This window comes from Nocardioides sp. zg-1228 (assembly GCF_017086465.1).
Taxonomy (GTDB): domain Bacteria; phylum Actinomycetota; class Actinomycetes; order Propionibacteriales; family Nocardioidaceae; genus Nocardioides.
Genome location: NZ_CP070961.1, coordinates 1,886,669 through 1,910,301 on the forward strand (window position 1 = coordinate 1,886,669; position 23,633 = coordinate 1,910,301).

The 23,633-nt window shown below is 72.0% G+C and carries 22 protein-coding genes; 16 read left to right on the top strand and 6 right to left on the bottom strand.

The features are described from left to right. Positions 1 to 45: 45 nt before the first annotated feature. Positions 46 to 603 carry a TetR/AcrR family transcriptional regulator gene (locus tag JX575_RS08985; protein ID WP_186342083.1) on the top strand — a complete coding sequence of 186 codons (558 nt, stop codon included), beginning with the start codon at positions 46 to 48 and terminating at the stop codon, positions 601 to 603. 101 nt (positions 604 to 704) lie between these two features. Beyond that, positions 705 to 1,061 carry a hypothetical protein gene (locus JX575_RS08990; RefSeq protein WP_186342084.1) on the top strand — a complete coding sequence of 119 codons (357 nt, stop codon included), beginning with the start codon at positions 705 to 707 and terminating at the stop codon, positions 1,059 to 1,061. 4 nt (positions 1,062 to 1,065) lie between these two features. Here JX575_RS08990 and JX575_RS08995 read toward each other — a convergent pair whose 3' ends face one another. Further along, positions 1,066 to 1,599: an AAA family ATPase gene (locus tag JX575_RS08995; protein ID WP_186342085.1), complete on the bottom strand. Its 534-nt coding sequence runs from the start codon at positions 1,597 to 1,599 to the stop codon at positions 1,066 to 1,068. Positions 1,600 to 1,777: 178 nt separating this feature from the next. Between JX575_RS08995 and JX575_RS09000 the strand changes: the two genes are divergently transcribed. From JX575_RS09000 to JX575_RS09060, 11 genes are all read left to right on the top strand, one after another. Further along, entirely contained in the window at positions 1,778 to 4,606 is a 2,829-nt protein-coding gene (locus JX575_RS09000) for an aconitate hydratase (RefSeq protein WP_186342086.1), read from the top strand. Continuing rightward, complete coding sequence (locus tag JX575_RS09005; RefSeq protein ID WP_186342087.1) at positions 4,603 to 5,199, top strand: hypothetical protein; 597 nt, start codon at positions 4,603 to 4,605, stop codon at positions 5,197 to 5,199. Before JX575_RS09000 ends, JX575_RS09005 begins: the two co-directional genes overlap by 4 nt. Then, positions 5,196 to 5,915 (top strand): DUF3105 domain-containing protein, encoded by a 720-nt coding sequence (locus tag JX575_RS09010; protein ID WP_186342088.1) that lies wholly within the window; start codon positions 5,196 to 5,198, stop codon positions 5,913 to 5,915. The genes JX575_RS09005 and JX575_RS09010 overlap by 4 nt, the downstream gene beginning before the upstream one ends. A gap of 121 nt (positions 5,916 to 6,036) precedes the next feature. Continuing rightward, the gene (locus JX575_RS09015; protein ID WP_186342089.1) at positions 6,037 to 6,342 is read left to right on the top strand and encodes an MTH1187 family thiamine-binding protein; all 306 of its coding nucleotides are present in this window, start codon (positions 6,037 to 6,039) and stop codon (positions 6,340 to 6,342) included. Beyond that, a complete protein-coding gene (locus JX575_RS09020; protein WP_186342090.1) occupies positions 6,332 to 6,736 on the top strand; it encodes a YjbQ family protein in 405 nt (134 codons plus the stop codon). Before JX575_RS09015 ends, JX575_RS09020 begins: the two co-directional genes overlap by 11 nt. A gap of 4 nt (positions 6,737 to 6,740) precedes the next feature. Further along, the gene (locus JX575_RS09025; RefSeq protein ID WP_206054570.1) at positions 6,741 to 7,349 is read left to right on the top strand and encodes an N-acetyltransferase; all 609 of its coding nucleotides are present in this window, start codon (positions 6,741 to 6,743) and stop codon (positions 7,347 to 7,349) included. Between the two features lie 31 nt (positions 7,350 to 7,380). Further along, positions 7,381 to 7,797 carry a hypothetical protein gene (locus JX575_RS09030; protein WP_186342092.1) on the top strand — a complete coding sequence of 139 codons (417 nt, stop codon included), beginning with the start codon at positions 7,381 to 7,383 and terminating at the stop codon, positions 7,795 to 7,797. A 20-nt stretch (positions 7,798 to 7,817) separates the two neighbouring features. Continuing rightward, positions 7,818 to 9,095, top strand: coding sequence for an NUDIX domain-containing protein (locus JX575_RS19805; RefSeq protein ID WP_277395319.1), 1,278 nt, complete (start codon positions 7,818 to 7,820; stop codon positions 9,093 to 9,095). Continuing rightward, positions 9,092 to 10,027, top strand: coding sequence for an SMP-30/gluconolactonase/LRE family protein (locus tag JX575_RS09050; RefSeq protein ID WP_186342093.1), 936 nt, complete (start codon positions 9,092 to 9,094; stop codon positions 10,025 to 10,027). The genes JX575_RS19805 and JX575_RS09050 overlap by 4 nt, the downstream gene beginning before the upstream one ends. Before the next feature lie 16 nt (positions 10,028 to 10,043). Continuing rightward, positions 10,044 to 11,948, top strand: coding sequence for a 1-deoxy-D-xylulose-5-phosphate synthase (dxs, locus tag JX575_RS09055; protein WP_186342094.1), 1,905 nt, complete (start codon positions 10,044 to 10,046; stop codon positions 11,946 to 11,948). Between the two features lie 80 nt (positions 11,949 to 12,028). Beyond that, positions 12,029 to 13,543 carry an amino acid permease gene (locus JX575_RS09060; protein ID WP_186342095.1) on the top strand — a complete coding sequence of 505 codons (1,515 nt, stop codon included), beginning with the start codon at positions 12,029 to 12,031 and terminating at the stop codon, positions 13,541 to 13,543. Positions 13,544 to 13,751: 208 nt separating this feature from the next. On the opposite strand, the gene JX575_RS09065 is transcribed toward JX575_RS09060, so the two are convergent. Together JX575_RS09065 and JX575_RS09070 are read right to left on the bottom strand one after the other, a co-directional pair. Beyond that, positions 13,752 to 15,836 (bottom strand): 3-hydroxyacyl-CoA dehydrogenase NAD-binding domain-containing protein, encoded by a 2,085-nt coding sequence (locus JX575_RS09065; protein WP_186342096.1) that lies wholly within the window; start codon positions 15,834 to 15,836, stop codon positions 13,752 to 13,754. Beyond that, entirely contained in the window at positions 15,833 to 17,062 is a 1,230-nt protein-coding gene (locus JX575_RS09070; protein WP_186342097.1) for a thiolase family protein, read from the bottom strand. The genes JX575_RS09065 and JX575_RS09070 overlap by 4 nt, the downstream gene beginning before the upstream one ends. Before the next feature lie 120 nt (positions 17,063 to 17,182). Between JX575_RS09070 and JX575_RS09075 the strand changes: the two genes are divergently transcribed. Beyond that, entirely contained in the window at positions 17,183 to 18,145 is a 963-nt protein-coding gene (locus tag JX575_RS09075; RefSeq protein ID WP_186342098.1) for a PAC2 family protein, read from the top strand. Continuing rightward, the gene (locus tag JX575_RS09080) at positions 18,145 to 19,011 is read left to right on the top strand and encodes an acyl-CoA thioesterase II (protein WP_186342099.1); all 867 of its coding nucleotides are present in this window, start codon (positions 18,145 to 18,147) and stop codon (positions 19,009 to 19,011) included. The genes JX575_RS09075 and JX575_RS09080 overlap by 1 nt, the downstream gene beginning before the upstream one ends. A 121-nt stretch (positions 19,012 to 19,132) precedes the next feature. Here the strand turns inward: JX575_RS09080 and JX575_RS09085 are convergent, their stop codons facing one another. Together JX575_RS09085 and JX575_RS09090 are read right to left on the bottom strand one after the other, a co-directional pair. Then, positions 19,133 to 19,990 (bottom strand): MaoC/PaaZ C-terminal domain-containing protein, encoded by an 858-nt coding sequence (locus JX575_RS09085; protein WP_186342320.1) that lies wholly within the window; start codon positions 19,988 to 19,990, stop codon positions 19,133 to 19,135. After that, a complete protein-coding gene (locus tag JX575_RS09090) occupies positions 19,990 to 21,327 on the bottom strand; it encodes a 3-oxoacyl-ACP reductase (RefSeq protein WP_186342100.1) in 1,338 nt (445 codons plus the stop codon). Before JX575_RS09090 ends, JX575_RS09085 begins: the two co-directional genes overlap by 1 nt. Before the next feature lie 118 nt (positions 21,328 to 21,445). Between JX575_RS09090 and JX575_RS09095 the strand changes: the two genes are divergently transcribed. Beyond that, the gene (locus JX575_RS09095) at positions 21,446 to 22,726 is read left to right on the top strand and encodes an acetyl-CoA C-acetyltransferase (RefSeq protein WP_186342101.1); all 1,281 of its coding nucleotides are present in this window, start codon (positions 21,446 to 21,448) and stop codon (positions 22,724 to 22,726) included. Positions 22,727 to 22,885: 159 nt separating this feature from the next. On the opposite strand, the gene JX575_RS09100 is transcribed toward JX575_RS09095, so the two are convergent. Continuing rightward, entirely contained in the window at positions 22,886 to 23,497 is a 612-nt protein-coding gene (locus JX575_RS09100; RefSeq protein ID WP_186342102.1) for a methyltransferase domain-containing protein, read from the bottom strand. Positions 23,498 to 23,633: the final 136 nt, after the last annotated feature.

A 23,633-nucleotide genomic window follows, 5' to 3' on the forward strand; every position in this document is an offset into this window, starting at 1 on the left:
GACGTGGGTGGCGCCGGCGTCAATACGCTGGCGTATATTCCGGGCATGGCAACTGCGAAGACCCCTGCTGTGGAGTGGATCGCCGCGGGCCTCCGGGCCCTGGCTTCGGGTGGTCCCGACGCGGTCCGGGTCGAACGACTCGCCGCCGAACTGGGCGTAACCAAAGGTGGCTTCTACTGGCATTTCGCGGACCGGCGCGACTTCCTCGACAAGTTGCTGGACGCGTGGGAGACCACGGTCGTCGAGGAGGTCATCAGCCACATCGAGACTCATGGCGGTGCGGCGCGGGAGCGCCTGTCGGGGCTCTTCGAAGTGGCCGTCCTCCTGGCCGACGTGGACGGCGGGCTTCGCGCAGAGCCTGCGATTCGAGATTGGGCCCGGCGGGATCCCGCCGTCGCTGAGAGGCTTCGTCGCATTGACGGCCGGCGGATGGACTTCATGCGGTCCCTCTTCCTTCAGTTCTGTCCCGAACCACTCGATGCAGAGGCCCGCTGCCTCCAGGCGTACTCGCTGTTGATCGGCAGCTACTTCCTCCGCCCCGACCACGGCGACCTTGCCCACACGCAGGTGCTCGAGCGAGCCTTCGAGCACCTGCTCAGATAGCGGGTCCCGATGACGCACCACGTCGAGTGCGTGGCACTGCTGGAGCCGCGGCGCCGCTGAGCGTGCTTGCCACGTCCGCGGTGCGGCGCGAGGCTGGTCGCATGGCCAGCTACGACGTCAACCCGGCCGCCGTCACCCACGCGCGCCGCCTCATCGACGGCCGGCAGTACGTCCTCGACAGCGACTGGGGGCAGGTGCAGCCCGACGCGGAGGCGGAGAACGCCTACCTCGAGCGGCACTCGTGGGACGACTACAGCGCCTGGCACCTCGGCCTCACGGATGGTGCGAACGACGGGACGAAGGCGCGCTACGCCTTCGTCTACGGCGACCTGCGGCGCGTGCACCGCTCGGGCCTGATCGCCTGCGTCTACCGCGCGGCGGAGTGGCGTCACAAGGCGGTCGAGCTCGCCGCCCACGACCTGCTCCAGCGCCTCGACCAGATGGCCGGCATCGACTGAGCGGTCAACCTCCGAGGAGCGAGGTGAGCTCCGCCAGGGCGGCTTGCCGGTCGGTCGCGTCCACGACCGCCCACCCGTGCTCAGTGGCGAGGTCGAGCAGCTGGCGCCGACCCTCCAGCACGAGCTCGTCGCCGCCGCGCTCCTCGATGATCCGCGAGACCACCACGTTGACCGCGGTCCGCGGACGCCCGCGGAGCCGCGCCAGCAGGACGTCCGGTGCCACGTCCAACACCACGCCGGCGTACGCCGCTCCCGCCGCGGCCGCGGCCGCCTCGAAGCGCTCGGCCTGGGCGGGGGTGACGATGAGCTGGGGGAGCACGACGTCGCGGCCCGTGCGCAGGTAGGCCGTCAGCAGCGCCAGCGCGGAGGAGCGCACCGCCTCCCCGGTGCCGACGAAGTCGTCCCCCCAGCCCGAGACCCACGACCGGAGCTCATCGATGTCGCACACGAGGGTGCCGGGTCGCGCGGCGGCGAGGTCGTGCGCCAGGGTCGTCTTGCCGACGCCGGAGGGGCCGTTGAGGTGGACGAGGGTGGGCACCGGCGGACTGTAGCCCGAGCGCCGCGACACGCGGGCGTACCCGGTTGGCACTCTCCTCGACCTCGTGTATCTTGATATCGAGATAGTTTGACCGGTACTAAGGGTCGCCTGACTTCCCGCGCCCCAGGGTGCGACGGCAAGATGGACGCGAACCCGCGAACTCCCGAGGAGACGGCTGATGGCCAGTCAGGACAGCTTCGGTGCCAAGGGCACCCTGGACGTGGACGGACAGTCCTACGAGATCTACCGCCTCGATGCGGTCAAGGGCGAGGGCCTCGACGTCGAGAGCCTGCCCTTCTCGCTCAAGGTGCTGCTGGAGAACCTGCTCCGCACCGAGGACGGCGCCGACATCACGGCCGACCACATCAAGGCGATCGCCGGCTGGGACGCCAGCGCGGCGCCCGACCAGGAGATCCAGTTCACGCCCGCTCGCGTGATCATGCAGGACTTCACCGGCGTGCCCTGCGTCGTCGACCTCGCCACGATGCGCGAGGCGATGGCCGAGCTCGGCGGCGACGCCACCAGGATCAACCCGCTCGCCCCCGCCGAGATGGTCATCGACCACTCGGTGATCGCCGACGTCTTCGGCTCGGCCGACGCCTTCCAGCGCAACGTCGAGATCGAGTACGAGCGCAACCGCGAGCGCTACCAGTTCCTGCGCTGGGGCCAGGGGGCCTTCGACGACTTCAAGGTCGTCCCGCCCGGCACCGGCATCGTCCACCAGGTCAACATCGAGCACCTCGCCCGCGTGGTCATGGTGCGCGACGGCGTGGCCTACCCCGACACCTGCGTCGGCACCGACTCGCACACCACGATGGTCAACGGCATCGGCGTGGTGGGCTGGGGCGTCGGCGGCATCGAGGCCGAGGCCGCGATGCTCGGCCAGCCGGTCTCCATGCTGATCCCGCGCGTCGTGGGCTTCAAGCTCTCCGGCGAGCTCCCCGAGGGCTCGACCGCCACCGACCTCGTGCTGACGATCACCGAGATGCTGCGCGAGCACGGCGTCGTCGGCAAGTTCGTCGAGTTCTACGGCGAGGGCGTCTCCGCGCTGCCGCTGGCCAACCGCGCCACGATCGGCAACATGAGCCCCGAGTTCGGCTCGACCATCGCCGTCTTCCCGATCGACGACCAGACCGTCGACTACCTGCGGATGACCGGCCGCTCCGAGGAGCAGCTCGCGCTCGTCGAGGCGTACGCCAAGGAGCAGGGCCTGTGGCACGACCCGAGCGCGGAGCCGCGCTTCAGCGAGCGCCTCGAGCTCGACGTCTCGACCGTGGTGCCCTCGCTCGCCGGTCCGAAGCGTCCCCAGGACCGCGTCGAGGTCACCGCCGCCAAGGAGTCGTTCCGCGGCGCGCTGAAGGACTACGTCGACGAGGGTGACAACGACCCCGACGACGCGGCCGAGGCGAGCGGCTACGACGAGGCCGTGGAGGAGTCGTTCCCGGCCTCCGACGCCCCGAGCCACAGCGGCGGCAACGGCGCGCCCGTCCACCCCAGCAAGGCCGAGGGCCGCGCGAGCAGCCCGACGCGTGTCTCGCTCGACGGCCAGGAGTTCGAGATCGACCACGGCGCCGTCGTGATCGCCGCGATCACCTCGTGCACCAACACCTCCAACCCGAGCGTGATGATCGGCGCCGCGCTGCTCGCCAAGAAGGCCGTCGAGAAGGGCCTCTCGCGCAAGCCGTGGGTCAAGACCACGCTCGCGCCGGGCTCCAAGGTCGTCTCCGACTACTACGAGCGCGCCGGCCTCACGCCCTACCTCGACAAGCTCGGGTTCAACCTCGTCGGCTACGGCTGCACCACCTGCATCGGCAACTCCGGGCCGCTGATCCCCGAGGTCTCCGCCGCGGTCAACGAGGCCGACCTCGCGGTCGTCTCGGTGCTCTCGGGCAACCGCAACTTCGAGGGCCGGATCAACCCGGACGTGAAGATGAACTACCTCGCGTCGCCGCCGCTCGTGGTGGCGTACGCCCTCGCCGGCTCGATGGACGTCGACCTGTTCGACGACCCGCTGGGCCAGGACACCGACGGCAACGACGTGTTCCTCAAGGACATCTGGCCGAGCCCGCAGGAGGTCGAGGAGACGATCGCCCAGGCGATCACCTCCGACATGTTCGGCTCGTCCTACGCCGACGTCTTCAAGGGCGACGAGCGCTGGCAGTCGCTGTCCACCCCGGAGGGCAACACCTTCGAGTGGGACGAGGACTCCACCTACGTGCGCCGTCCTCCCTACTTCGACGGCATGCCGCGGGAGCCCGAGCCGGTGCAGGACATCGTCGGCGCGCGGGTGCTGCTCAAGCTGGGCGACTCGGTCACGACCGACCACATCAGCCCGGCCGGCGCCATCAAGAAGGACAGCCCGGCGGGCGCCTACCTCGCCGAGCACGGCGTGGAGCAGCGCGACTTCAACTCCTACGGCTCGCGGCGCGGCAACCACGAGGTGATGATCCGCGGCACCTTCGCCAACATCCGGCTGCGCAACCAGATCGCGCCCGGCACCGAGGGTGGCGTCACCAAGGACTTCACCAAGGACGGCGAGGTCACCAGCGTCTACGAGGCCAGCCAGAGCTACCAGGAGGCCGGCGTCCCGCTGGTCGTCCTGGCCGGCAAGGAGTACGGCTCGGGCTCCTCGCGCGACTGGGCCGCCAAGGGCACTGCGCTGCTGGGGGTGAAGGCCGTCATCGCCGAGTCCTACGAGCGCATCCACCGCTCCAACCTCATCGGCATGGGCGTCATCCCGCTGCAGTTCCCCGAGGGCAAGACCGCCGACGACCTCGGCCTCACCGGTGCCGAGATCATCTCGATCTCCGGCATCACCGAGCTCAACGACGGCACCACGCCCAGGACGGTCACCGTCAAGGTCGAGCCGGCCCCCGGCACCGACCAGGCGCACGGTGAGGCCAGCGAGTTCGAGGCCGTCGTCCGCATCGACACCCCGGGCGAGGCCAACTACTACCGCAACGGCGGGATCATGCAGTACGTCCTGCGCAACCTGCTGCGCGGATGAACGACCGCGCTGCCGACCCGGCAGACGTGTGGCGCGGCCGCGTCCAGGACCACCTGGACGCGGCCGGCCGGCCGCCGCTCGGCGGCATGGCCGACTGGGAGGTCTTCCCCTTCGAGCGCGACGGCCTGACCCCGAAGGCGATGGGGGAGCGGGTCGTCCCCGAGCCCGATCGGTCCCGCGACGCCGCGGACTGCCGCACCTGCCGGTCCCTCACCGTGCCCGCCCAGGTCCTGCACACCGGTGATCGGCTCGCCGTGATCCGCCCGGGCGGCACCAGCCTGCCCTTCGTGGCCAACATCGTCGCGCGCCAGCACGTGCTCATCGACGACCTGGACGACGACGGCCACGCCGAGCTCGGCCGGCTCATCGGCCGCACCTACGCCGCGGTGTCCGCGCTCGACGGCGTCGGCAACGTGCACCTCACCAAGTGGGAGAACGGCAGCGGCCACCTCTCGGTCAACGTGATGGCCCGGCCCCTCGGCGTCCTCGAGCTCCGCGGCTCCAACCTGCCGGTCTGGGCCGACATGCTGCCCGACATCCCGCAGGCCGAGTACGACGAGCGCGCCGAGGCCGTGCGCGCGGCACTGTCGTGACCGACCGACCCGACGACGTGGACGACCCTCACCTGTCCGGTCCCACGGGTGCGCCCGGGTCCGTCCAGGGGACCGACGCGCCGGACGCACGGCCCGCGCCTGCGGCGGCGTACCCGCCCGCCGCCCAGCAGCCGCACCGCAACCTGCCGCTCGTGCTGGCGAGCGTCGCGTCGGCCCTGGTGCTGGGCGCCGCGCTCGTGGCACCCCTCGTCGATCGGGCGATCCGGGGCGACGAGCGCGCGCAGCGCGCCCTCGACCTCACCCTGGTCGAGACGTGGGAGATCACCGACGGGACCCACACGGAGGGCGACGTCGACTATCCGCAGGACCCGCCCGCGGGCGGGCCACACGCGCCGATCTGGCTGGACTGCGGCGTCTACGACGAGCCGGTGCGCGAGGAGAACGCGGTGCACGACCTCGAGCACGGCACCGTGTGGATCACCCACGACCCGGACCTGTCCGACTCCGACCGTGCGCTGCTCGCCGAGCAGCTGCCCGCCAACGGGATCATGTCGCCGCGCGAGGACCTCCCCTCGCCCGTCGTGGTGACGGTCTGGGGCGCCCAGCTGCACCTGGACGGCGCCGACGACCGCCGGCTGGGGCTGTTCCTCGAGGAGTACGGCGACGGGCACACCGCCCCGGAGTTCGGGGTGAGCTGTCGCGGCGGCACGCCCGACCCGCAGGGTGGGCTGCCGGGCGCCGGCACCAACGCCTGACCGCGGCTCCGGCCGCACACCGTGGCGGATCCGAGTCACCAGGTGGCTCGGATCCGCCACGATGTCACGATGCGGTGGTCAGCGGGCCGGGGGAGGCCGGGAGTGGCCTAGCGTGGGCGACATGATCGTCGCCTTCTCACTGTCACCCATGACCAGCGACCCGACCGGCTCGGTCACGGACGCGGTCGCCGCCGCAGTGCGCGTCGTACGCGAGTCCGGCCTGCCGCACGAGACCAACGCCATGTTCACCAACATCGAGGGGGAGTGGGACGAGGTGATGGCGGTGGTCAAGCGAGCCGTCGACGTCGTCGCCGAGGTGTCCCCGCGGGTCGGGCTCGTGCTGAAGGCCGACATCCGCCCCGGCTACGACGGCCAGCTGAGGGCCAAGGTCGAGCGGATCGAGGAGGCGTTGCGCGATGGACAGTGAGGTGCGCAGCTATCGCACCGGTGGCGACGAGGTCGTGCTCGACCTGACCCGGGACGCGGCCGACTTCGTGTCGGGGCGCGGCGACGGGCTCCTCCAGGTCTTCGTCCCGCACGCGACCGCGGGGATCGCGGTCATCGAGACCGGCGCCGGCTCCGACGACGACCTGCTGGCCGCGCTCGGCGACCTGCTCCCCGCCGACGACCGGTGGCGGCACCGCCACGGCTCTGCCGGCCACGGGCGCTCCCACGTCATGCCCGCGATCGTCCCGCCCCACTGCACCGTGCCGGTGCTCGGGGGGACGCTCGCCCTCGGCACCTGGCAGAGCATCTGCCTGGTGGACCTCAACGTCGACAATGCCGAGCGCCAGGTGCGCTGGTCGTTCCTCGCGGCGTGACGACGTGAGCGACGGCAGGGCGCTCGGCGGCACGGTCGAGGTGCGCGAGGCCGGCGACGTGGACACCCCCGCGGTCGAGAGGATCGTGGAGGCCGCGTTCGGTGAGCACGGGGTGGCCATCAACGACGTGATGGCGCGGCTGCGCGGTGTCGAGGAGGACATGGCGGTCGAGCTGGTCGCCGTCGCCGACGACGAGATCGTCGGGTGCGTCGCGCTGTCCCGTGCCTGGCTCGACGCCCGCGAGCGGCTGGTGGACGTGCTGGTGCTCAGCCCGCTGGCGGTCGCTCCCGAGCGCCAGGGCAGGGGCATCGGGAGCCGGCTGCTCGCCGAGGTCCCCCCGGTGGCCGAGCGTCTCGGCGCGCCACTGGTGTTCCTCGAGGGTGCGCCCGGCTACTACGGCAACCGCGGCTGGAGCCCGGCCTCGACACACGGCCTCGAGCGGCCCTCGTTCCGCATCCCCGAGCCGGCCTGCCAGGTCCTGCTGCTCGCGGGCCACGAACCGTGGATGACGGGGCGGCTGGTCTACCCGGACGCGTGGTGGCGCCTCGACCTGGTCGGCCTGCGCGACCCGGAGCTCGGGGAGGTGGAGCGGGCGCTCGGCGGTGGTCGGTAGGATCGAACACCTGTTCGATAGAATGGCCGGCGTGTTCCCTGCGCCGCAGCCCCGCCAACGGCCCACGCCGCCGTCGGGCCACCCCGGCGTGGCCCCGCCCGGCTGGCCCCGGCAGGTCCGTCCTCCCGACGCCCCCGACTGGGAGGCGACCGCCGCCAGCTGGTTGCTCGACATCTGTCCACCCGACTACCGCCGCTTCTCCGGCCTGCGCCGCCACGTCGTCGTGCTCGCCCGCTTCGCCGTGCTGCACGTCGAGGCCCAGCAGCTCGCCACGCGCCGGGGGCTGAGCGAGATCCGCGGCGACCTCAAGGACGTGGCCGACGAGGCGGTCGTCCTCGCGGCCGTGCAGACCTTCCAGCTCGAGGACGCCCGCCTGCTCGGCGTACGCCGCGAGGTGGGTCTCGTCGAGGACGCGCTCCGCGGGCGTCGCTACCGGGTGCGGATGTGAGGGCTGGCTAGGGTCGGCGGATGCATCGATTCGCCGCGGTGGCCGTCGTCGACCCACACGGGCGGGTCCTGGTGCAGGAGCGCGGGCACGACGCCGTCCACGAGCCGGGGCGTTGGGGCTATCCCGGCGGCGACCTCGAGGACGGCGAGGACTTCGCGGCGGCGGCCGTCCGCGAGCTCGCGGAGGAGACCGGACTGGTCGTCGCGGCCGACGACCTCGAGTCGTTGGGGGTACGACGCTTCCACAGCGACGGGTGCGGCGGCGACGACGAGTTCGAGCTCTTCGCGGTGCGGACGAGGGCCACCGACGAGGACGTCGTGTGCGGCGAGGGCCGGCAGATGGACTTCGTCGACCTCGACGACCTCGCCGGCCGGCCGCTCCACCGCGCAACGGAGCTGACCCTCGATCTGGTGCGGCAGTGGTGCGCGAGCGCGATCCGGACCGACTTCGTGCAGGTGACGCTGGTCGATCCGCGCGGGCGCGTGCTGATGCAGGAGCGCGACGAGCACGCCCCGGTCTGGCCCGACATGTGGTGCTTTCCCGGTGGCGGTCTCGAGGAGGGTGAGGAGCCCGTGGTCGGAGCCGCGCGCGAGCTCGCCGAGGAGACGGGCGTCGCGGCGGCGCCCGATGAGCTCACCGACCTCGGCCGGTTCGAGCTCGCCACCGACCGCGGGACCTTCCGGTTCCACGCCTTCGTGGCCCGTACGACGCTCGGCGACCGCGACCTGGAGTGCCACGAGGGCCGGCAGATGGTGTTCGTCGCGCCGGCTCGGTTGGCCGACCTCGACCTCGTCCCGTCCACCCGGCTCGTCGAGCCGTCCCTCGGTCGGTGGATCGACGACCACCCCTTCGACCCCGGCCCCGACCCGCGCCGCTTCGCCGGCGTCATCCTGGTCGACCGCAGGGGTTGGATCCTGCTGCAGGAGCGCGACGAGCACCCGCGCATCGACCCCGAGAAGTGGGGACTCGCCGGAGGCCACGTCGAGCCCGGGGAGGACTTCGAGCCCGCTGCCCACCGCGAGCTGGAGGAGGAGACCGGCGTACGCCTTCCGCCCGGCGGGCTGCGGCTCTTCCGCGAGTTCGTCGTCGACCACCGGGAGGCCTACGGCACCTGGGACGTGATGCAGGTGTTCGTCGCCGCCACCGACCTGACCGACGCCGACATCGACTGCCGCGAGGGCCGCCGGATCATCTTCGTCGACCCCGAGGTCGCGCGCGGGCTCGACCTGACCTCGGCCGCGATCGACATCGTTCCGGCCTTCCTCGGCAGCGACGTCTACGCCACGATGACCCCATGAGCCGCCCCAGCCTGACCGTGCACCCCGTCCCGTCGATGGGTGCCGAGGACGTGGTCGTCACCATGGACGGCACCGTCCTCACCGGCACCGAGGACGGCGTGATCTGGGCGCTCGACCCGGCCACCGGCAGCACCCGACGGGTCGCCGACACAGGTGGCCGCCCGCTCGGGCTCGAGCTGCTGCCCGACGGCGACCTCGTGGTGTGCGACGCGCGCCGCGGCGTGCTGCGGGTGTCGCTCGGGACCGGCGCCGTGGAGGTGCTGGTCGACCGGGTCGAGGGCCGGGCGATGATGTTCTGCAACAACGCGGCCGTCGCGGCCGACGGCACCATCTGGTTCAGCGACTCCTCGCTGCACTTCGGCGTCGAGCGGTGGAAGGACGACTTCGTCCAGGACACCCGCACCGGCCGGCTGGTGCGCCGCGACCCCGACGGCTCCGTCGAGGTGGTGCTCACCGGGTTGGCGTTCGCCAACGGCGTGGCGCTGGCCGCCGACGAGTCCTACGTCGCGGTCGCCGAGTGCCGCGGGCGCACCGTCGTACGCCTGTGGCTGGCCGGGCCGAGGGCGGGGGAGCGCGACCACCTCGTCACCGACCTCCCGGGCTACCCCGACAACATCAGCCGGGGGAGCGACGGGCTCATCTGGGTGGCCGTCGCGAGCCCGGTCGACGGCCTCGTCGAGCGCCTGGGGTCCGCGCCGCTCCTACTGCGTCGGGCGATCACGCGGATCCCCGAGAGGCTCCAGCCCAGGCCGGCGCAGACGATCCGGGTGCAGGCCTACGACGACACAGGGCGGCTGGTGCACGACCTCGACCTCGAGCGGCCCGGCGACGGCCCCGGCTTCCACATGGTGACCGGGGTGCGGGAGCACGACGGACGCGTCTGGCTGGGCAGCCTGCACGAGCCGTCGGTAGCAGTCATCGACCGTCCATGAAATAGACTCCTGCCCCATGGCTCTCCTCGACTCGATCGCCTCCCCGCGCGACCTCCGCGGCCTCACCGCGGAGCAGCTCGACGAGCTCGCGGCCGAGATCCGCGACGTGATGATCCGCACGGTCGCGACCAACTCGGGTCACCTGGGCCCCAACCTCGGTGTGGTCGAGCTGACGCTCGCGATCCACCGCGTCTTCGACTCTCCCCACGACCGCGTCGTCTTCGACACCGGCCACCAGTCGTACGTGCACAAGCTCGTCACCGGGCGCCACACCGACTTCGACACCCTGCGCAAGGAGGGCGGCCTCAGCGGCTACCCGAGCCAGGCCGAGTCCGAGCACGACATCGTCGAGAACTCGCACGCCTCGACCGCCCTGTCCTACGCCGACGGGCTCGCCAAGGCCTACGCGATCCGCGGTGACGAGCGCCACGTCGTCGCCGTCATCGGCGACGGCGCGCTGACCGGCGGCATGGCGTGGGAGGCCCTCAACAACATCGCCATCGCGAAGAAGAGCCGCCTGGTGATCGTCGTCAACGACAACGAGCGCTCCTACACGCCGACCATCGGCGGGCTCGCCACCGCGCTGACCTCGCTGCGCACCAACCCCCGCTACGAGCAGGTCCTCGACCTGGTGAAGAAGCGGCTCAACGCCGTGCCCGGCGTCGGCCACGCGGCCTACGACGCCCTCCACGCCGTCAAGAAGGGGATGAAGGACGCGATCGCCCCGCAGGGCCTCTTCGAGGACCTCGGCCTGAAGTACGTCGGCCCCGTCGACGGACACGACCGGACCGCGATGGAGCAGGCGCTGGCCAGCGCCAAGCGCTTCGACGGCCCCGTGATCGTCCACGCCCTGACCCGCAAGGGCCAGGGCTACGACCCGGCGCTGCGCCACGAGGCCGACCAGTTCCACGCGCCCGGCCCGTTCGACGTGCAGACCGGTGCGGAGAAGCCCAAGGGCAAGATCTGGACCGACCACTTCTCCGAGGCCATCGTCGACCTCGGCGCCCGCCGCGAGGACGTGGTGGCGATCACCGCGGCCATGATGCACCCCGTCGGCCTCGACGTGTTCGCCGAGAAGTACCCCGAGCGCACGTTCGACGTCGGCATCGCCGAGCAGCACGCCGTCACGTCGGCCGCCGGCCTGGCGATGGGTGGCCTGCACCCCGTCTTCGCCGTCTACGCGACCTTCCTCAACCGCGCCTTCGACCAGGTGCTGATGGACGTCGCCCTGCACCGCTGCGGCGTCACGTTCGTGCTCGACCGCTCGGGCGTCACCGGCGACGACGGGGCCAGCCACAACGGCATGTGGGACATGTCGATCCTCCAGGTCGTCCCGGGCCTGCGGCTGGCGGCACCGCGCGACGTCACGCGGCTGGGCGAGCTGCTCGACGAGGCGGTCCAGGTCGACGACGCCCCGACGGTGGTGCGCTTCCCCAAGGGCCCGCCGCCGGAGGACGTCCCCGCCATCGGCCGCGCCGGCGGCGCCGACGTGCTCGTGCGCTCGGGTGAGCGCGACGTGCTGATCGTGGCCGTCGGGTCGATGGCCACGACCGCCGTCGACGTGGCGTCGCGACTGACCGCCCAGGGGATCGGGGTCACGGTGGTGGACCCCCGCTGGGTGAAGCCGGTCGACCCCGCTCTGATCGACCTCGCCCGCGAGCACCGCCTCGTGGTGAGCGTCGAGGACAACGGGCGCGTCGGCGGGTGTGGCACCGCGCTGCTCCAGGCGCTCACCGACGCGGGCGTGCGTACGCCGTTCCGCCTCCACGGCATCCCGCAGGAGTTCCTCGACCACGCCAAGCGCGACGCCATCCTCGCCCGCATCGGGCTCGACGCGCAGACCCTCGCCCGCTCGATCGTCGAGGACGTCACCGCCCTCGACCGGGGGCTCACCGTCGTCGAGGTCGACCACACCGCCTGAACAGCACCCGGGTGTCCCTGCCGACGGGAGGCTCGGCGGAGGGGTCGACGGTCGGGGCCGGGCGGTCCTAGGTTGCTGTGATGAGCGTCTTCCGGACGAAGTCAGTCGAGCAGTCGATCGCCGAGACCGACGAGCCCGAGCACCGGCTGAAGAAGAACCTCGGCGTCCTCGACCTGATGGTGTTCGGTGTCGGGGTCATCATCGGCGCCGGCATCTTCGTCATCACCGGCACCGTGGCCAAGACCAACGCCGGCCCGGCGATCACCCTGGCCTTCGCGATCGCGGGCCTGGCCTGCGCGCTCGCCGCCCTCTGCTACGCCGAGTTCGCCTCGACGGTGCCCGTCGCGGGGAGCGCGTACACGTTCTCCTACGCCACGTTCGGCGAGCTGATCGCCTGGATCATCGGCTGGGACCTCGTGCTGGAGTTCACCATCGGGTCGGCGGCGCTCGCGACCAGCTTCTCCGGCTACTTCCAGGAGGTGTTCGACGGCACGTTCCTGGAGGTGCCGGCCTCGCTGGGCTCGGCCGCCGGCGGCACCATGGACCTCCCGGCGATCATCATCTCGCTGCTCGTGACGGTCGTGCTGATCGCCGGCATCAAGTTCTCCAGCGTGCTCAACCAGGTCGTCGTCGCCATCAAGCTGCTGGTCGTCGCGGCCGTCATCGTCTTCGGCATCAGCCACATCGACACCGCCAACTACTCGCCGTTCATCCCGCCCTCGGAGCCGGCACCCGCGGGCGACGCCGGCTTCATGGACTCCTCCCTCATCAGCACCCTCCTCGGCATCGACCCGGCGGTGTACGGCGTGGCCGGCGTCATCGCCGCCGCGGCCACGGTCTTCTTCGCGTTCATCGGCTTCGACATCGTCGCGACGACCGCCGAGGAGACGCGCAACCCCCAGCGCGACATCCCGCGCGGCATCCTCGGGTCGCTGGCGATCGTCACGGTGCTCTACATGGCCGTCAGCCTGGTCGTCACCGGCATGCAGAACTACCGCGACATCGACGAGAACGACGCCGCCCCGCTGGCGACGGCGTTCGACGCGGTCGGCATGGAATGGATGGGACGGCTCATCGCGATCGGCGCCTGCATCGGCCTGATCGTGGTCGTGATGATCCTGATGCTCGGCCAGACGCGCGTGGGGTTCGCCATGGCGCGCGACGGTCTCCTACCCCGACGCCTGGCGCGGGTCCACCCGAGGTTCGGGACGCCCTACATCTTCACCGCCATCACCGGCGTCGCCGTGGCCTGCCTGGGCGGGTTCGTCGACCTCGCCACCCTCGTCGAGATGGTCAACATCGGCACGCTGTTCGCGTTCGTGCTGGTCAGCGCGGGCGTCGTGGTGCTGCGCCGCCAGCGTCCCGACCTCCCGCGCGGCTTCCGGACGCCCGCCGCCCCGCTGGTCGCGAGCGTCTCGGTGCTGCTGTGCGGCTACCTGATGCTCAACCTCAAGGGCGACACCTGGGTCCGGTTCGTGGTGTGGATGGCGATCGGCCTCGTCGTCTACTTCGCGTACGGCCGCACCCACTCCCGGCTCGGCCGCGGGGAGTACGACAAGCACGCCCGGCCGTCCGACACACCCTCCGGCGGCTGACCCCACCCAGGCACGAGTCGGCTCGTCCTGACCCCGAAATGGCGCCGAGTCGGCTCGTCCTGACCCCGAAATGGCGCCGAGTCGGCTCATCCTGACCCCGAAATGGCGCCGAGTCGGCGCATCCTGACCTCGCAATGGTCAGGACGCGCCGACTCGACGTGTCAGGGGCGTCAGGACGCGCCGACTCGGCGTGCTCGGCGTGTGCCGCTCAGTGGAACCGCTTGCCGGTCACCTTCTCCGAGATGCCCTGGACGTCGAGCATGAAGGTGAGCCCGCCGTTCCAGAAGGAGAACCCGGCGCCGGTGATCATCGCCAGGTCGATGTCCTGCGGGGCCGCGACGACGCCCTCGTCGAGCATCAGGCGCGCCTCCTCGGCGAGCCCGGAGAGGGCCGCCACGCGCAGCTCCTCCTTGGTCAGCTCGACCGGAGACGCCGGCTGCTCCTGCAGGGCCTTGATCTCCGGGTCGATGGAGAGGTCGGGCAGGTAGAACGAGGTCTTCTTCTCCGCCACGACCCGCTCCAGGAGCGGCGAGACGTAGAAGCGGTCGGGGAACGCTCCGGCCAGGGTCTCGTTGTTGTGCAGCGCGATCGCCGGGCCGACGAGGCCGAGCAGCATGAACGGCGGCATCGGGGCGATGCCGGCGAACGCGGCGTCCGCGGTCTCGATCGGGGTGCCGGCGTCGACCGCCTTGGCGACCTCGCCCAGGAAGCGGCCGAGGAGGCGGTTGACGATGAACGACGGGCTGTCCTTGACCAGGATCGAGGTCTTCTTCAGCGCCTTGCCGGTCGCGAACGCGGTGGCCAGGGTGGCGTCGTCGGTGGCGTCGCCCTTCACGATCTCCAGCAGCGGCATGACCGCGACCGGGTTGAAGAAGTGGAAGCCCACGACCCGCTCGGGGTGCTGGAGGTCGGCCGCCATCTCGGTGATCGACAGCGAGGAGGTGTTGGTCGCCAGCACGCACTCGGGCGAGACGACCTTCTCGACGTCGGCGAAGACCGTCTTCTTGATCGCCATCTCCTCGAAGACGGCCTCGATCACGAAGTCGGCGTCACCGAAGGCGACCTGCTTGTCGGTCTCACCCGTGACCAGCGCCTTGTGCCGGTTGGCCTTGTCCTGGTTGATCCGGCCCTTGGCGAGGAGCTTGTCGATCTCGGCGTGGACGTAGGCCACGCCCTTGTCGGCACGCTCCTGGTCGAGGTCGGTCAGCACGACCGGCACCTGCAGGCGACGGACGAACAGCAGCGCGAGCTGGCTGGCCATCAGGCCGGCGCCGACGATGCCGACCTTCGTCACCGGACGGGCGAGCGACCGGTCGGGCGCCCCGGCAGGCCGCTTGGCGCGCTTCTGCACGAGGTCGAACGAGTAGAGCGAGGCGAGCAGCTCGGCGGTCCTCGACAGCTCCTCGAGGGCGTCGTCCTCGGCCGCGAAGCCGGTGTCGCGGTCGCTGTCGCGCGCCGCGGCGATGAGCTCGACGGCCTTCGCGGCGGCAGGGGACGCGCCGCCGGTCTTGGCCGCGACGATGCCCCGGGCGCGCTCGATCGCGGCGTCCCAGGCCTCGCCCCGGTCGACCTCTGGGCGCTCGACGACGGTCTCGCCACGTACGACGGACGCGGCCCACAGCAGCGACTGCTCCAGGAAGTCGGCACCGCCGAACACCGCGTCGGCCAGCCCGAAGTCGTAGGCCGCCTGGCCGCCCAGCGTCCTGCCCTGGTTGAGCGGGTTCTCGACGATCAGCGTGACGGCCTTGTCGGCACCGACCAGGTTGGGCACCAGCCAGGCGCCGCCCCAGCCGGGGACCAGGCCGAGCATGACCTCGGGCAGGCCGAGGGCCGGCGCGGAGTCCATGACGGTGCGGTAGGTGCAGTGCAGGGCCACCTCGAGGCCGCCGCCGAGGGCGAGGCCGTTGACGAGGCCGAACGACGGCTTGCCGCCGTCCTGCAGCTTGCGGAACACCGCGTGGCCGAGCTCGCCGACGGTGCGTACGGCGTCGGGTCCGCCGCCCTGGATGGCGGTGAGGTCGGCGCCGGCCGCCAGGATGAACGGCTTGCCCGTCACCGCGATCGCGTCGATCGTCTCGTCGGCCAGGGCCGCGTCGATCGCCTCGTTGAGGGCGAGCAGCGACGCCGGCCCGAACGTGTTGGGCTTGGTGTGGTCCTCGCCGTTGTCGAGGGTGATCAGCCCGAACGTCACGCCCGGCAGCGCCACCGTGCGCAGGTGGGCGCGGGTCACGCGCTCGGCGTCGGAGACGATCGCCTGCGCGCGCTCGTAGATGCTGGTGTCGTGCGTGCTCACTTGGTCTCTCCCGTCGAGTCGGAGCTGCTGGAGCCGGCGCCGGTCCAGTGCGGGTTCTCCCAGATCACGGTGCCGCCCATGCCGATGCCGATGCACATGGTCGTGAGGCCGTAGCGGACCTCGGGACGCTCCTCGAACTGGCGCGCCAGCTGGTTCATCAGGCGTACGCCGGAGGAGGCCAGCGGGTGGCCCATCGCGATCGCGCCGCCGTAGGGGTTGACCCGCGGGTCGTCGTCGGCGATGCCGTAGTGCTCGAGGAATGCGAGCACCTGCACGGCGAACGCCTCGTTGACCTCGAACGCGTCGATGTCGTCGATGGTGAGACCGGCGAGCCTGAGCGCCTTCTCGGTCGCCGGGATCGGGCCGGCGCCCATCACCTCGGGCTCGACGCCGACGAAGGCGTAGGTGACCAGGCGCATCTTCACCGGGAGGCCGAGCTCGCGCGCGGTCTCCTCGTCGGCGAGCAGCGCGGCGGTGGCGCCGTCGTTGATGCCGGCGGCGTTGCCCGCGGTCACGTTGCCGTGGGAGCGGAAGGGGGTCTTGAGCCCGGCGAGCGACTCCATGGTCGTCTCGGGCCGCATCGGCTCGTCGAGCGTGGCCAGGCCCCAGCCCGCCTCGGCGGAGCGGGTCGCGACCGGCACCAGGTCGGGCTGGATCTTGCCGGCGTCGTAGGCGGCCTTGGTCTTCTGCTGGCTGCGCACGGCGTACTCGTCGACGCGCTGCTTGGTGATCGTGGGGTAGCGGTCGTGCAGGTTCTCCGCGGTCTTGCCCATCACGAGCGCGTCGGGGTCGACGATCCGCTCCGAGAGGATGCGCGGGTTGGGGTCGACGCCCTCGCCCATGGGGTGGCGGCCCATGTGCTCGACGCCGCCGGCGATCGCGACGTCGTAGGCACCGAAAGCGATGCCGGACGCGGTGTTGGTGACGGCGGTCATCGCGCCCGCGCACATGCGGTCGATGGAGTAGCCGGGCACGCTCTGCGGCAGTCCGGCGAGGAGGGCGGCGGTGCGCCCGATCGTCAGGCCCTGGTCGCCGATCTGGGTGGTGGCGGCGACGGCCACCTCGTCGACGCGCTCGGGCGGCAGCGACGGGTTGCGGCGCATCAGCTCGCGGATGCACTTGATGACGAGGTCGTCGGCCCGCGTCTCGGCGTACTGGCCCTTGGCCTTGCCGAACGGGGTGCGTACGCCGTCGACGAAGACGACCTCACGCTGTGGTCGGGACACTGGCTACTCCCAGGCTCTCAGTGGACAGGGTGAGACCACGTTACCCTTGGGTAACAACGCCTGCCCATCATCGGCGGGTGTGTGTCGGGTCACGAGGTCGCACTCACTAGGCTCCTGCTCATGGCCGAACGACTCGTGCACATCGTCGACGACGCCGAGCTGTCGATGCCGGCCGACGCCGGCGACCTCACGCTCGTCGTCGTCCTCACCGGATTCCTCGACGCCGGCAAGTCCGCCGAGCTCGCCGCGCGCCACCTCGCCGGGCTGACGGAGGGCAAGGTCGTGGCGACCTTCGACGTCGACTCGCTGCACGACTACCGCGCGCGCCGCCCGCCCGTGACGTTCATCCGCGACCACTACACCGACTACGAGGCGCCCCGGCTGGTGGTCCGCGCGATGCGCGACACCGGCGGTACGCCGTTCCTGCTGCTCGCCGGCCCCGAGCCCGACATCCGGTGGGAGGGCTTCGCCCGCGCCGTGCGGGAGGTCGTGGAGCGCTTCGGCGTCTCGCGGGTGGTCAGCATGGGCGCCGTGCCGATGGCGGTGCCGCACACCCGGCCGATCGCCATCACGCCGCACGCCAACCGCCCCGACCTCGTCCCGGGCGAGAGCCCGTGGCAGGGCGAGCTGCGGGTCCCGGCCAGCGCGCAGGCGCTGCTGGAGATCCGGCTGGGGGAGTGGGGCGTCGACGCGCTCGGCTTCGTCGCGCACATCCCGCACTACCTCGCCCAGATGGAGTACCCCCAGGCCGCCCTGGTGCTGCTCGAGCACCTCGAGATCGGCGGCCACCTCACCATCGACCTCACCGAGCTCCGCGAGGCCGCCGAGATCACCATGACCGAGGTCGACCGCTACCTCGCCAGCCACGACGAGGTCGGCGAGGTGGTGCGTGGCCTGGAGCAGCAGTACGACTCCTTCCGCGAGGCCGAGGCGAGCGGGTCGTCCCTGCTGGCCGGCGACGGCCCGCTGCCCACCGGCGAGGAGATCGGCAGCGCGTTCGAGGCGTTCCTGGCCAACCTCGACGGCGACCCCAAGGACGACTCCGGCTCGCGCGACGACGACCCCGGCTGGGACGGCCGCTGATGGCCGGCAGCGCCGCGGAGCTCACCGCGCTCCTCGACCTCGAGCAGCTCGAGGTGGACCTCTACCGGGGTGCCCAGGCCGACACCGAGCGGCAGCGGGTGTTCGGCGGCCAGGTCGCGGCCCAGGCCGTCGTGGCCGCCACCCGCAGCGTCGAGAGCACCTTCGTGATGCACTCGATGCACTCCTACTTCCTGCGCCCCGGCGACACCACGGTGCCGATCGTCTACGACGTCGAGCGCATCCGCGACGGCCGCTCGTTCGTCACCCGGCGCGTCTCTGCGCGCCAGCACGGGCGGGCGATCTACTACATGACCGCCGACTTCCAGGTGGTCGAGCCCGGCCTCGAGCACCAGGACCGGATGCCCGAGGTGCCGACCCCGGAGCAGGGGATGCCGCTGTCGGAGCTCGCACGCGGCCTGTCGCCCGGCGCCGTCGGGCAGTGGGAGCGCGAGTGGGCGGCGCTCGATATCCGCCACGTCGGCATGACGGGGATGGGGATCCCCGAGGACCCGGACCAGCCGGCCCGCGCCCGGCTCTGGATCAAGGTCGACGGCGACCTCGGCGACGACGTCACGACGCAGCAGGCGGCGTTCACCTACGCCAGCGACCTGACGCTGCTCGGCGCGACCCTGGTCCCGCACGGCATCCACATCGGCTCGCCCCGCCTCCAGCCCGCCTCGCTCGACCACACGATCTGGTTCCACCGTCCCTTCCGCGCCGACGACTGGTGGCTCTACGACCAGTTCGCGCCGTTCGCCGGGGGAGCGCGCGGGCTCGCCCTGGCGCGGGTGTTCTCGCGGACGGGTGAGCTCGTCGCGACCGTCGCCCAGGAGGGCCTGATCCGGCTGCGCGACGACCGCGCCTAGCCCGATCCGCGGTGCGGCGCGCCGTCGCCGATGGTTCATCAAGGTATGTCGCTGGACCGGCACTTCCCTCGATCAATTGAGGCCGGGAAGTGCGGGTTGCCCTGCATACCTTGATGAACCGTCAGGCGGGGGAGGTCCGGCCGAGCAGGTGCGGGGACCCGTCGGTCGGGTTGGTCAGCGCCAAGGTCCAGCCGTGGTCGTCGTGGCGCGCGGCGTAGGCCACGGTGGCGGGCAGCAGCACCGGCTTCTTGAACGCAGCCTCGACCGTCACGGCCGCCGGGAGCCGGTTCTCGATCGCGGCCACCGACCGGGCGAGCGTCCACATGCCGTGGGCGATCTGGCGCGGGAACCCCAGTGCCCGCGCCGGCAGGGCGTGCAGGTGGATCGGGTTGGCGTCGCCTGACACCCCGGCGTACGTGCGCCCGAGGCCGGCGGGCAGCCGCCACTCGACGCCTCCGCTGGGCGGGTCCGGGACCTGCAGGCCGGGTGCGGGCTCGCCGGGGACGGACGCCCCGCGGCGGAGGTAGGTGGAGGTGGACTCCCACGCGCTGCCGTCGTCGCCGGAGACCGTGGTGGTGAAGTCGAGCAGCACGCCCCTCGCGTGCGGTCGCGGCCGGCCCACCGCTGTGGCGACGTCGAGGCGCTCACCCACCGCGACCTCACGGCGCGCGGTGATGCTGTTCGCCACGTGCACCATCCCGATAGCGGCGTAGGGGAACGCCCGGTCGGTCATGATCGCCACGTGCAGCGGGAACGCCAACAGGTGCGGGTACGTGACGGGCACGACGTCGCGGCGGGGGAAGCCGCACACGTCGGCGTACGCGTCGACGCGGGCCCGCTCGACGACCACGCCGCCACGGCTGCGGGCCAGGCCGCTGAACTCGCCGACGTCGCCCTTGCGGATGCCGGGCAGCCGGTTGACGAGCGGCACCGCCGGGAGCGCGGCGCGCACCAGCGCGGCGACCGAGTCGCCCGCCATCACGCCCCCAGCATCATCTGGCCGCACACCCGCACGACGTTGCCGTTGACGGCCGCCGACCCGGGGCTCGCGAGCCACGCGACCGTCTCTGCGACGTCGATCGGCAGGCCGCCCTGCGACATGGCGTTGAGGCGCTGGCCGACCTCCCGGGTCAGGAACGGCACGGCCCCGGTCATCTGAGTGACGATGAAGCCGGGAGCGACGGCGTTGACGGTGGTGCCGCCGTCGAGCTCGTCGCGCAGGCTCTCGACGAGCCCGATCACGCCGGCCTTCGACGTGGCGTAGTTGGTCTGGCCGACGTTGCCGGCGATGCCCGAGGTGGAGGCGACGCCGACGATCCGGCCGTCGGCGCGGAGGACCCCCGAGTCGAGCAGCTCGCGGGTGATCCGCTCGGGCGCGGTGAGGTTGACGGCGATGACGCTGCTCCAGCGCTCGGCGTCCATGTTGGCGAGCCTCCGGTCGCGGGTGATGCCCGCGTTGTGCACGACCACGTCGACGCCGCCGTGGTGCTCGCGCAGGTGGTGGGCGATGCGCTGCGGCGCGTCCTTGACGGTGATGTCGAGCACCAGGTGGTCACCGTCGAGCTCGGCCATCAGGGTCTGCAGCTCGCTGGCCGCCTGCGGCACGTCGACGCCGACGACCCGCGCGCCGTCGCGGTGCAGGACGCGCGCGATCTCCTCGCCGATGCCGCGGCTGGCCCCGGTCACCAGCGCGACCTTGCCGGCCAGCGGGCGCTCCGGGTCGGTGGCCGGCACGGTGGTGGTCGCGGCGCCGTGGCTGCCGACGCGCACCACCTGGCCGGAGACGTAGGCCGACCTGGGGGAGAGCAGGAACGCCAGGGTCGAGGCGATCGCGCCGTCGGCGGCCGGGGCGACGTAGACGAGCTGCACGGTGCCACCGCGGCCGATCTCCTTGCTGAGCGAGCGGGTGAACCCCTCGAGCGCGCGCTGGGCGACCCGCTCGGAGCCGGTGCGCTGCTCGGGCGGCGTCCCGAGGACGACGACCCGCGGGCACGGCTCGAGGCGCCGCATGAGCGGGGTGAAGAACTCCTGCAGCGCGACCAGGGCGGTGGTGTCGGTGATGCCGGTGGCGTCGAACACGAGCGCCTTGGCGCGGGCGTCGTCCCCGAGGGTCGTCGCCGAGGCGATGCCGAGCCCGTCGAGCGTGGTGGGGAGGGTCTCGGCCAGGCGGCCCGCACCGCCGAGGATCACGAGCCCGTCGACCAGGGGCGCACCCTCGGACCAGCGCTGGAGCGGGGTCGGGTCGGGCAGGCCGAGGACCTTGACGAGCTGCTTGCCGATCGGGGAGGACACGAAGCCCTGGTAGCGGTCACGCATGGTGGGAGCCTGCCTCTTCGCGGGGTGGGGGACGGGACGGGCGCGGCTCGGAGTCCGCTTCGGGTGGCGTGGCCCTCCCGCCGTTGGCGGGAGCCGGCGCTGCGGCAAGGATAGGAACATGCAGCCCACCACCCGCCCCGTCGCCGTCGTCGGCGGCAACCGCATCCCGTTCGCGCGCTCCCACACCGTCTACGCCGGGGTCTCCAACCAGGAGATGCTCACCGCGGCGATCGACGGCCTGGTCGACCGGTTCGACCTGCGGGGCGAGCGGCTCGGCGAGGTCGTCGCCGGCGCCGTGCTCAAACACTCGCGCGACTTCAACCTGACCCGCGAGTGCGTCCTCGGCTCCCGCCTCGCGCCCGAGACCCCGGCCATCGACATCCAGCAGGCGTGCGGCACCGGGCTGCAGGCCGCGATCCAGGTGGCCGACAAGATCGCCCTCGGCGTCGTGGACGCCGGCGTCGCGGGCGGCACCGACACCACCTCCGACGCTCCGGTCGCGATCAGCGACAAGCTCCGTCGCAAGCTGATGCGCGTCAGCGCCGCCAAGGACACCGCCGGCCGGCTCAAGGCCCTCGGCTCGATCCGTCCCGGCGACATCGGCCTCGACATCCCGCAGAACGGCGAGCCCCGCACCGGCCTCTCCATGGGCGAGCACGCGGCGCTGACCGCCCTCGAGTGGCGGATCACCCGCGAGGCCCAGGACGAGCTGGCCGCGCGCTCGCACCACCACCTCGCCCGCTCGTACGACGAGGGCTTCCACGACGACCTCGTGACGCCGTTCCGCGGGGTCGAGCGCGACAACAACCTGCGCCCCGACACGTCGGTGGAGCGGCTCGCGGCGCTCCCGCCTGTCTTCGGCAAGGGCGCAGCGGCCACGATGACCGCCGGCAACAGCACCCCGCTGTCCGACGGTGCGTCCGCGGTGCTGCTCTCCAGCGACGAGTGGGCGCAGGAGCGCGGCCTGCCGGTGCTCGCGCACCTCGTCGACGCCGAGACCGCGGCCGTCGACTACGTCAACGGGCACGAGGGCCTGCTGATGGCTCCGGCGTACGCCGTGCCGCGGATGCTCGCGCGCAACGGGCTCACGCTGCAGGACTTCGACTACTACGAGATCCACGAGGCGTTCGCCTCGCAGGTGCTGGCGACGCTCGCGGCCTGGGAGGACCCGGTGTTCTGCACCGAGCGGCTCGGCCTCGACGCCCCGCTCGGCGCCATCGACCACGACCGGCTCAACGTCAACGGCTCCTCGCTCGCCGCGGCCCACCCCTTCGCCGCCACCGGCGGCCGGATCCTCCCCGTCGCCGCGAAGCTGCTCGCCCAGAAGGGCTCGGGCCGGGCGCTGATCTCGATCTGCGCCGCCGGCGGCCAGGGGGTCGTCGCCATCCTGGAGCGCTGAGCTCCCGCGGGCCCCGTCCCTGGCCGTCCCGTGTCGTCGTCGAAGTCCCCGCTCGAGCGGGGACTTCGACACCTGGAGGCGGTTGCAAAGGCCTCCAAGTGTCAGACTCCCCGCTCGAGCGGGGACTCCGACAGCAGCCAGTTGGGCCCCCGGACAGGATCAGGCGCGGGTGAGGCGGAACCACTCGCCGCGACGCCCGCCGGGCGCGCGGGCGGGAGCTGCGGCGTCGGTCGAGCCGATGCCCGACACGGCCGTCACGTCCCAGCCGCGGTAGGCGCGCTCGATGTCGTGACGCACGGCGTTGCGCGCGCGGATGGGCCACGCCCGCGGGCCGCCCGTACGCATCAGGATGGTGGCGTCGGGCTCGGCGAGCTCGGTGACACCGCCGGCCATGAGGGTGCGGCCGGCGTCGTCGAGGCTCTGGAAGCACCCGACGTCGAGGAACAGGTCGAACCGGTTGCCCACGCCGGAGTGCACCAGGTGGCGCACGTCGCCGATGACGAACCGGGCGTCGTCGAGGCCGTTGCGGCGCACGGCGACGTCGACGGCCTGGCGGACGAAGTCGATCCCCATGGCGTCCCAGCCGCGGTCGACGAGGAGCTTGGTGTTGGCGCCGCGGCCGCAGCCGAGGTCGATCGCGCGACGGAGCCGGTCGGGGCGAAGGGTCTCCTCGTGATCGAGGAGGTGCAGGAGGGTGGGCTGGTCCTCGCGGCTCGCCTTCTCCCAGGGAGTGATCCCGGCGCGATATGCGGTGGCGTAGCCGATGCCCATATGAAGTTCCTGACCTGCGTGCGCGGAGAGTACCGCTGCTCTGCGAGCGTACTACTCCGGCGCTCCTGGCGGGCCCGACTGCTAGGGTCGCTCCCGATCGACATCCTTTAACGAGCCGTCCCGTGAGGCGGAGAAG

Coding starts and splice junctions, on each gene's coding strand:
- JX575_RS09080 (WP_186342099.1), top strand. CDS start 18,145: ATGGCCGGCAGCGCCGCGGAGCTCACCGCGCTCCTCGACCTCGAGCAG.
- JX575_RS09050 (WP_186342093.1), top strand. CDS start 9,092: ATGAGCCGCCCCAGCCTGACCGTGCACCCCGTCCCGTCGATGGGTGCC.
- JX575_RS09020 (WP_186342090.1), top strand. CDS start 6,332: ATGGACAGTGAGGTGCGCAGCTATCGCACCGGTGGCGACGAGGTCGTG.
- JX575_RS09005 (WP_186342087.1), top strand. CDS start 4,603: ATGAACGACCGCGCTGCCGACCCGGCAGACGTGTGGCGCGGCCGCGTC.
- JX575_RS09100 (WP_186342102.1), bottom strand. CDS start 23,497: ATGGGCATCGGCTACGCCACCGCATATCGCGCCGGGATCACTCCCTGG.
- JX575_RS19805 (WP_277395319.1), top strand. CDS start 7,818: ATGCATCGATTCGCCGCGGTGGCCGTCGTCGACCCACACGGGCGGGTC.
- JX575_RS09085 (WP_186342320.1), bottom strand. CDS start 19,990: ATGGCGGGCGACTCGGTCGCCGCGCTGGTGCGCGCCGCGCTCCCGGCG.
- JX575_RS09060 (WP_186342095.1), top strand. CDS start 12,029: ATGAGCGTCTTCCGGACGAAGTCAGTCGAGCAGTCGATCGCCGAGACC.
- JX575_RS08985 (WP_186342083.1), top strand. CDS start 46: ATGGCAACTGCGAAGACCCCTGCTGTGGAGTGGATCGCCGCGGGCCTC.
- JX575_RS09095 (WP_186342101.1), top strand. CDS start 21,446: ATGCAGCCCACCACCCGCCCCGTCGCCGTCGTCGGCGGCAACCGCATC.
- JX575_RS09015 (WP_186342089.1), top strand. CDS start 6,037: ATGATCGTCGCCTTCTCACTGTCACCCATGACCAGCGACCCGACCGGC.
- JX575_RS09000 (WP_186342086.1), top strand. CDS start 1,778: ATGGCCAGTCAGGACAGCTTCGGTGCCAAGGGCACCCTGGACGTGGAC.
- JX575_RS09075 (WP_186342098.1), top strand. CDS start 17,183: ATGGCCGAACGACTCGTGCACATCGTCGACGACGCCGAGCTGTCGATG.
- JX575_RS08990 (WP_186342084.1), top strand. CDS start 705: ATGGCCAGCTACGACGTCAACCCGGCCGCCGTCACCCACGCGCGCCGC.
- JX575_RS09090 (WP_186342100.1), bottom strand. CDS start 21,327: ATGCGTGACCGCTACCAGGGCTTCGTGTCCTCCCCGATCGGCAAGCAG.
- dxs (WP_186342094.1), top strand. CDS start 10,044: ATGGCTCTCCTCGACTCGATCGCCTCCCCGCGCGACCTCCGCGGCCTC.